Raw genomic sequence first — 7,337 nt, 5'->3', positions numbered from 1 at the left:
CGACCAGGGCGGTTCAATCCGCTATCCCGCGTATGCGTGCGGCGTGGCAGGGCTGCGGCCCTCGCAGGGCCGGGTGCCGGGCTACAACGCCACGCAGCGCGCGGAGCGCCCGGTGGCCTCGCAGATGGCGGCCACGCAAGGGCCTTTGGCGCGCACTGTGGCGGATCTTCGGCTGGGGCTGGCCGCGATGTCAGGCGGCGACGCGCGCGATCCCTGGTGGGTGCCGGCGCCGCTGGAATTTTCCGATGTGAACGGCAGCCGTCGTGTCGCACTGTTTGCGGGCACGCCGCAGCACAAGGCCGACGCCGCAGTGACCGACGCACTGCAACGCGCCGCCGGCTGGCTGCAGGACGCGGGTTATCTGGTCGAGGTTGCCGAGCCGCCGCAGTTCGACGCCGCGGCAGCGCTGTGGCTGGACGTGCTGATGAACGAAGCCGCCGGGTCGATGCAGCGCGAGATCGAGCGAGCCGGCGACCGCGCCATTCAGAACGCGTACCAGAGCATGCTGGCGCACACGCCGCGCCGGGACAAGGACGCCTTCATTCAAGCCATGGCGATGCGCACGACGATCCTGCGCGAATGGGGCCGCTTCTTAGAGCGCTATCCGGTCCTGCTGATGCCCGTGTCTTTCGCGCTGCCTTTCCCGGTGGATCGGGATCAGCAGGGCGCGGACGTGATGGCGGACATCCTTCGGGCACAGAGCCCGTTGATTTCAACGGCGATCCTGGGATTGCCGGGACTCTCCGTACCCGTTGGCCGCGCCGAGGGCGTGCCGGTTGGGGTGCAGTTGGTCGCCGGGCGCTTTCGCGAAGACCTGTGCCTGGCGGCCGGCGAGGTCATTGAGGCGCGGGCCGGGTGGTCGGTGCTGGACCAGCTGAGGGTCTGAGCGGCTCGATGAAATATGCCGGGGTCGCATCGAACCGCTTTCCAGACGCGGTAGCCAGACGTATACCGCGTGAGGGAACGAACTCAGGCAGCCCTGTTAGGTAAGCGCGTTTGCTATTCGCACACGGAGCGACTTTCGCCGGGTTTCGTAAAACTCACTAAATCCTGATAGCGCTTCGGGCAACGCTGTTATCTCTAAACCGGTCAGGTACTCTTTGCGCGCGGCGTCGTCCGGCTTGAATAGCCCATACCATTCGTGCGGCATCTTCTGACGCTTCTGATTGTTGATACTGCCTTCCAGCAATTGCAGATTGGGAAGACGATCTGACTTATCTATCAATTCCGGCCACAAGTCTTCATCGACCTCGGCTTTTCGAAGTTGGGCTTTGGTGAATCGCGCTTGGGGGTAAATATGGTCGACATGAAAGTGTCGCGACAAATCAAACCCGGGGAAAATCAGCGAAAGTAACGCGAACGTGCGCTTGTCCCCATATGGCAATTCGACGAGTTCATCAAGTTCTTCTTGGGTAAACGTGAGGGTTTTTCCTCTGGCGGCCATGGCACTTTCGATTTGCTCTAGCGGAAATCCCGTCGCAGCATGTGCGCGAATGTGTTCTCGGAGAGCAGTCAAAAGGGTGTCGAGTCCGCTGCCCCAAATGCCAGACGCTTTGAGCAGGCTGCGGATCAGCCAGGTTCGGATGTTCTCTCGATCTTGGGCGAACTCCACACGCGTCAAGTAACTTTCACCGGGTTGACGGACGAACAGGTAATAAGCAATTGGCAGGATCGCGCTGTCCGCGCGCATGTTTTGACTGTTGAAGCCGAAGGAGCTAAGCAGCCTGACGGACAACATCAAAGCTTCTCGAATCGCTTGCCAGTTCCGTTCAAGCAACTCCATGTTCGTCTTGTTGAAATTCTCGACCTTGAAACCGACGCTGCCGATATCAGACAGCATTAGTCCGGCCTTGAGCACAAGATCCTTACTGAAGTTAAATTGGTCGCCAACATTATTCATCTGATCCACCAACTGGTGAATCTCCTGACGCGCATCCAATTTCGACCACTGGGCGACAGCGATCGAAAGCAACAGGTCAGAGTATGAAAGCGGGGTGCCGCCGCTATTCATGCGAATGAATATGTTAAGGACGCGGCTCAGATCTTGAGTCGCCTCTTCGTAGTAGCTGATTAGCTCCTTGTGATGAATTGTGCGATAGAGATGGCGAAGCACCCGTTTGGCATCTTTTAACTGGGCGGCTGAAAGCTCTAGCTCGTCCAGGCCATCGATTAGGTCATCTTCACTTTCTGTAAGAACTCGGCCGCATCGGAGCCAGAGCTGTCCTTTGTCGGTCTCGCGCTCTGTGGCCTCGGTCTGGAATGCAAAGATGTATTCAGAACCAGACTCCGGGTCTGGCTGACCAAGAAGATCCAAGCACAGGTGACGCGTTGGGAAAGCGTCGTCACTAGACCACCATTTGCCGGGCAGCTTCCAAGAGTATGACCCTCGCAATCCGATGTTGAGCGCGGTCATTCGTTGCTGGCCGTCGAGCACAGCTACCAAGTCCCGCTTTGGAAGCTCTTTAAGCAGTGCGCAGTGGTAGTTATCACGCTCGTGGTAGTCAAGGACGAAATCATAGAACTGATATTCCTCACGCCGCTCAGGTGCGATTCGCCAAAAGAGAAATGTGCCGAAGGGGTAGCCCTGCATCAGGCTGTCGAATAATCGGCAGATCTGATCCGGCCACCATACGAATTCGCGCTGTATTGCGGGGAGTATGTACTCCTGCGCTTCAATTTTTTCGAGCAGTTGCTTGATTGTTCCGCCAGGCTTATACATTCGTCTTCACTGTGCTATGTGGTTTTCAAACGGACATATATTGTAACCAATAGAGCGCACAGCTTTAGCCGTTCATGTGACATCGCTCATCCGTTTATCCAAGATTTACAGAGCCGCATGTCAATTTTCGCGCACCGGTACAACGCTTCCTTGTCCAGCACCGTCAGCCCGCCGTAGTGCGTTTGCAGTACGCCTTCGCGCGCCAGCCGGCTCAGCGCGGTGTTGCAGCGTTGGCGCGAGACGCCGCATAAGCCCGCGATCTCTTCCTGCGAGATCCGCAACCGCCCCTTCGTCCCGGAATGCACCTCGGCATCAAGTTGCGCCGCAACGGCGCGCGCCACCGTGGTGTCGACGTCGAGCAGCACGTTGCCTGTGTAGCAGCCCATCAGCCAGTTCACCCGCTGCGCCAGGTGCGTCATCAGCGCCTTGGTGAACTCGATGTTGTTGTTCCAGAGGCGCTCGCAGGTGTCGCGCGGCAGGATCACGATGCGGCTGGGGCGCAGGGCGACGACTTCGTATTCGAAGCGTTCGCGGCGGATCATGGTGGCTTCGCCGAACCAGCTTCCCGTGCTGAATCCGGCCAGGGACAACGTGCGTCCATCGGTGCCGGGCGACGACCACTTCACCAGGCCTTCGACCACGCCATACCAGCCGGGCGAGCGGGACCCCGCGCGAAACAGGTATTCGCCCGTCGCCAGCGACACCGTGCGCAGTTCAGCGCGCACCACGTCGCGCTCGAGTTCGGGCAGACCCTTGTACCAGGGCACCACGTCGAGCATCTTGTCCACGGCACTGCGCGCCGGCCTGCGATTCGCGGCGGACGCGTCGTTGCCCGCCAGGGCAGGCGATTCGCGCATGTTCGTTCCCTGTCTGGAGGTGGAATGCGGCCCAGGTAAACCCTAGGGTGCTTTGTCAACGTGATGACTGTCCGCAGGGGCGGCCGGACCGCAGAATGTTTGACGCCCACGGGCCAAAAACCATAAGAGGAGACCGGTATGTTGTCAATGCCACGCCTGCTGTCCGCCACCGCCATCGCCGGCGCCATTTCCGCCACGCTGCTGCCCGCCACGGCTGCACAGGCGCAAGTGTCCGACGACGTGATCCGCATCGGATTCATCACCGACATGTCCGGCGTCTACTCGGGGCCGGATGGCCCTGGCGGCGCGGAAGCCATCAAGATGGCGATCGAGGAAATGGGCGGCCAGATCGACGGCAAGAAGATCGAGCTTCTGACTGCGGACCACCAGAACAAGGCCGACGTGGCGTCGGCCAAGGCGCGCGAATGGTTTGACCAGCGCGGCCTGGACATGCTGATCGGCGGCACCAATTCCAGCACGGCGCTGGCCATGTCGAAGGTGGCGGCGGACAAGAAGAAGCCGATCATCGTGGTCGGCGCCGGCGCGCCCGCGCTGACCAACGAGCAATGCACGCCCTACACGCTGAACTACGCCTACGACACCGTGGCGCAGGCGCGCGGCACGGGCGCGGCGGTGGTCAAGGCGGGCGGCAAGAGCTGGTATTTCCTGACGGCCGACTACGCCTTCGGGCACGCGCTGCAGGCCGACACCACCAAGGTGGTTGAGTCGGGCGGCGGCAAGGTCGTGGGCAGCGTGAAGCATCCGTTGGCCGCCAGCGATTTCTCGTCCTTCCTGTTGCAGGCGCAAAGCAGCAAGGCCGAGATCCTGGCGCTGGCCAATGCCGGTGCGGACGCCACCAATTCGATCAAGGCCGCCAACGAGTTCGGCATCACCAAGTCGATGAAGCTGGCGGGCATGATCATGTTCATCAACGACATCCACGCCATGGGCCTGCCGGCCGCGCAAGGCATGTACCTGACCGACAGCTGGTACTGGAATGCGTCGGACGAGACGCGCGCCTGGAGCCGCAAGTTCTTCGACCGGAGCCAGGCCATGCCGTCGTCGCTGCAGGCAGCCGACTATTCGGCGGCGTTGCAGTACCTGCGCGCCGTCAAGGCAACCGGCACGGACGACGCGGACAAGGTGCTGGCCTACCTGCGCGAAAACAAGCTGAACGATATGTACATCAAGGACGGTGTGGTGCGTCCCGATGGCCGCGTCGTGCACGACATGTACCTGCTGCAGGTCAAGAGCCCGGACCAATCGAAGGAGCCGTGGGATTACTTCACGGTGGTGCAGGCCATCGACGGCAACGAGGCCTTCACGAAGCAGTCCGAAAGCCGCTGCGCGCTGTGGAAATCCTAGGAGAACTCGCATGGCCAAACGCAAAGTCATCGTGACCATCGCCCCGACCGGGGGCATGGCCCTGAAAAGCCAGAATCCGCACCTGCCGACGCAGCCCGCGGAGATCGCGGAGGACGTCTACCGCTGCTACAACGCGGGCGCCAGCGTGGTGGCGCTGCATGCGCGGCGTGCGGATGATCTGGCGACGTGCGACGCCGCCGTCTACCGGAAGATGAACCAGCTGATTCGCGAGCGTTGCGACATCGTGCTGAACAACTCCACGGGCGGTGGGGTGCATGGCGACATGGTCGCCGAGACCTCGCCCGGCACGTGGGAGATTCTGTGGGAGGAGCGTCTGAAGGGCATGGACGCGGGCGCCGAGATGTGCACGCTGGATGCCACCACGCTGAATCTGGCGTTCGGCGACCGCGAATACCTGATGAACACGCCGCTCAGCAAGGGGCGCGAGCTGGCCGCCGGCATGAAGGCGCGCGGCATCAAGCCCGAGTGGGAGGTGTTCAGTCCGACGCATATCCTGCAGGACGTGACGACGCTCATCAACGAAGATCTGGACGAAGGCCCGCACTTCATCAACCTGGTCATGAACGTGCATCGCAACTTCCAGAACGCCATGCCGTTTTCACCACGGCATCTGCAGATGATGGTGGACCTGCTGCCCAAGAACAGCGTCTTCTGCGTCAGCGGCATCGGGCCGTCGCAGCTGGAAGCCAACATCAGCGCGCTGCTGCTGGGCGGCCACGCGCGGGTCGGGCTGGAGGACAACCTGTATTACCGGCATGGCGAACTGGCCACCAATGTGCAGTTGACCGAGCGCATCGTGCGCATCATCCGCGAAATGGACATGGAGCCGGCCACGCCCGCCGAGGCGCGCGAGATCATGGGTCTGCCGCTGAAAAGCGGCATCCGCCCCGAGTTCGCGCTTTGACGTAACCGTCGGGCGGCGCGGCTCTGGAGCCGCGCCGTCACTTCTCATCATCGGGAAAAGACATGACCGAATCATTGCAAGGCGCCCGCGTGCTGGTCACGGCGGGCGCGCAGGGCATCGGACTGGCGATCGCGCGCAGGTTTGTGGATGCGGGCGCCGACGTGCATATCTGCGACGTCGACGACGAGGCGCTCAAGGCGGCGCAAGAAAGCCTGCCCGCGTTGAGCGTCAGCCGGACGGACGTGTCTGATGAGACGCAGGTGCTGGCGATGTTCGAGGCGCTGGGCGCGCGGTGGGGCGCATTGGATGTGCTGGTCAACAATGCGGGCGTGTCCGGGCCGACCAGCCGGCTCGAGGACACCACGCTGGATGCCTGGCGCAACACGCTGGACGTCAACCTGACAGGCACGTTCCTGTGCGCGCGCAGCGCGGTGCCGCTGCTTCGGGCCGCTGGCGGCGGCGCCATCGTCAACATCTCGTCCGTGGCGGGACGGCTGGGGTTTTCGCTGCGCTCGCCATACAGCGCCAGCAAGTTCGGGCTGGCCGGGCTCACACAGACCTGGGCGATGGAACTCGGGCTGTCGAACATCCGTGTCAATTCTGTGCTGCCGGGCGTGGTGTCGGGCGACCGGGTCGAGCGCATCATCGCCGCGCGCGCCGAGGCCGGCGGGGTCAGCAACGATGCGATGCGCGAGCAGCTTGTGGAAAAGGTGTCGCTGCGCCGCATGACGCGTCCGGAGGATGTGGCGAATCAGGTGGTGTTCCTGTGCTCCGAGCAAGGGGCGATGATCAGCGGGCAGAGCATCTCGGTGTGCGGGAACGTGGAGTATCTGGGCTGACGCCGCCACCGGCCGTGCGCCATGAGCCCCGATTCCTCCTTCGGACCCGTTGCCAAACCTCGCCACCCCGGTCCATAATCTGCGCTTTGTTAATTGATAACCGTTCGCATTAATAAGTAATGTGAGCGGTATCGCGTGCGGGCGGGATCGTGAGCGGATCGGAAGGGGCATCCCAGGACTTCGAAAGCCTATACGGCAATCACCACGGCTGGCTGCTGGCCTGGGTGAACTGGCGCCTGGGCAACGCGGCGGACGCCGCCGACCTGGCGCACGACGCGTTCGTGCGCCTCTTGACGCGCCCGTGCAAGTTCGACAACGCCCGCCATGCCCGGACCTATCTGCGCCGGATGGCCAACGGCATGTGCATCGACCTCTGGCGCCGCCGGGATCTGGAACAGGCCTGGCTGGACGCGTTGGCGGCGCAGCCCGAGCCTACGGTGTCTTCTGCCGAAGACCAGGCCATGGTGCTGCAGGCGCTGGGCGAGATCGACGCGATGCTGCGCGGACTGCCGCCCAAGATTGCCCACGCCTTCGTCATGGCGGTGGCGTGCGAGATGACCGACCAGGAAGTGGCGGACGTGCTGGGCGTGTCGTCGCGCATGGTCCGCAAGTACGTCGCCCAGGCCATGCTG

The 7,337-nt window shown here is 62.5% G+C and carries 7 protein-coding genes; 5 read left to right on the top strand and 2 right to left on the bottom strand.

The genetic code is table 11. The features are described 5' to 3' along the window. On the top strand, window positions 1-886 hold an 886-nt coding region (locus tag B3446_RS10815; protein WP_291380852.1), incomplete at its 5' end, for an amidase family protein. 96 nt (window positions 887-982) lie between these two features. Here B3446_RS10815 and B3446_RS10810 read toward each other — a convergent pair. Both B3446_RS10810 and B3446_RS10805 read right to left on the bottom strand, forming a co-directional pair. After that, on the bottom strand, window positions 983-2,719 hold the full coding sequence (locus B3446_RS10810; protein ID WP_291380850.1) for a DUF262 domain-containing protein: 1,737 nt from the start codon (window positions 2,717-2,719) through the stop codon (window positions 983-985). Between the two features lie 86 nt (window positions 2,720-2,805). Beyond that, window positions 2,806-3,576: a Crp/Fnr family transcriptional regulator gene (locus B3446_RS10805; protein ID WP_291380848.1), complete on the bottom strand. Its 771-nt coding sequence runs from the start codon at window positions 3,574-3,576 to the stop codon at window positions 2,806-2,808. 147 nt (window positions 3,577-3,723) lie between these two features. Between B3446_RS10805 and B3446_RS10800 the strand changes: the two genes are divergently transcribed. From B3446_RS10800 to B3446_RS10785, 4 genes are all read left to right on the top strand, one after another. Then, window positions 3,724-4,941 (top strand): ABC transporter substrate-binding protein, encoded by a 1,218-nt coding sequence (locus B3446_RS10800; RefSeq protein ID WP_291380854.1) that lies wholly within the window; start codon window positions 3,724-3,726, stop codon window positions 4,939-4,941. A gap of 10 nt (window positions 4,942-4,951) precedes the next feature. Further along, on the top strand, window positions 4,952-5,866 hold the full coding sequence (locus B3446_RS10795) for a 3-keto-5-aminohexanoate cleavage protein (RefSeq protein WP_056559337.1): 915 nt from the start codon (window positions 4,952-4,954) through the stop codon (window positions 5,864-5,866). A 62-nt stretch (window positions 5,867-5,928) separates the two neighbouring features. Then, window positions 5,929-6,705: an SDR family oxidoreductase gene (locus B3446_RS10790; RefSeq protein WP_291380846.1), complete on the top strand. Its 777-nt coding sequence runs from the start codon at window positions 5,929-5,931 to the stop codon at window positions 6,703-6,705. A gap of 149 nt (window positions 6,706-6,854) precedes the next feature. Beyond that, window positions 6,855-7,337 (top strand): sigma-70 family RNA polymerase sigma factor (locus B3446_RS10785; RefSeq protein ID WP_291380844.1); only part of this gene is annotated, 483 nt, incomplete at its 3' end.

Origin of the sequence: Achromobacter sp. UBA5777, assembly GCF_002418565.1 — a bacterium.
GTDB lineage: Bacteria > Pseudomonadota > Gammaproteobacteria > Burkholderiales > Burkholderiaceae_B > Achromobacter > Achromobacter animicus.
This window is presented reverse-complemented; position numbering and strand designations above follow the sequence as displayed.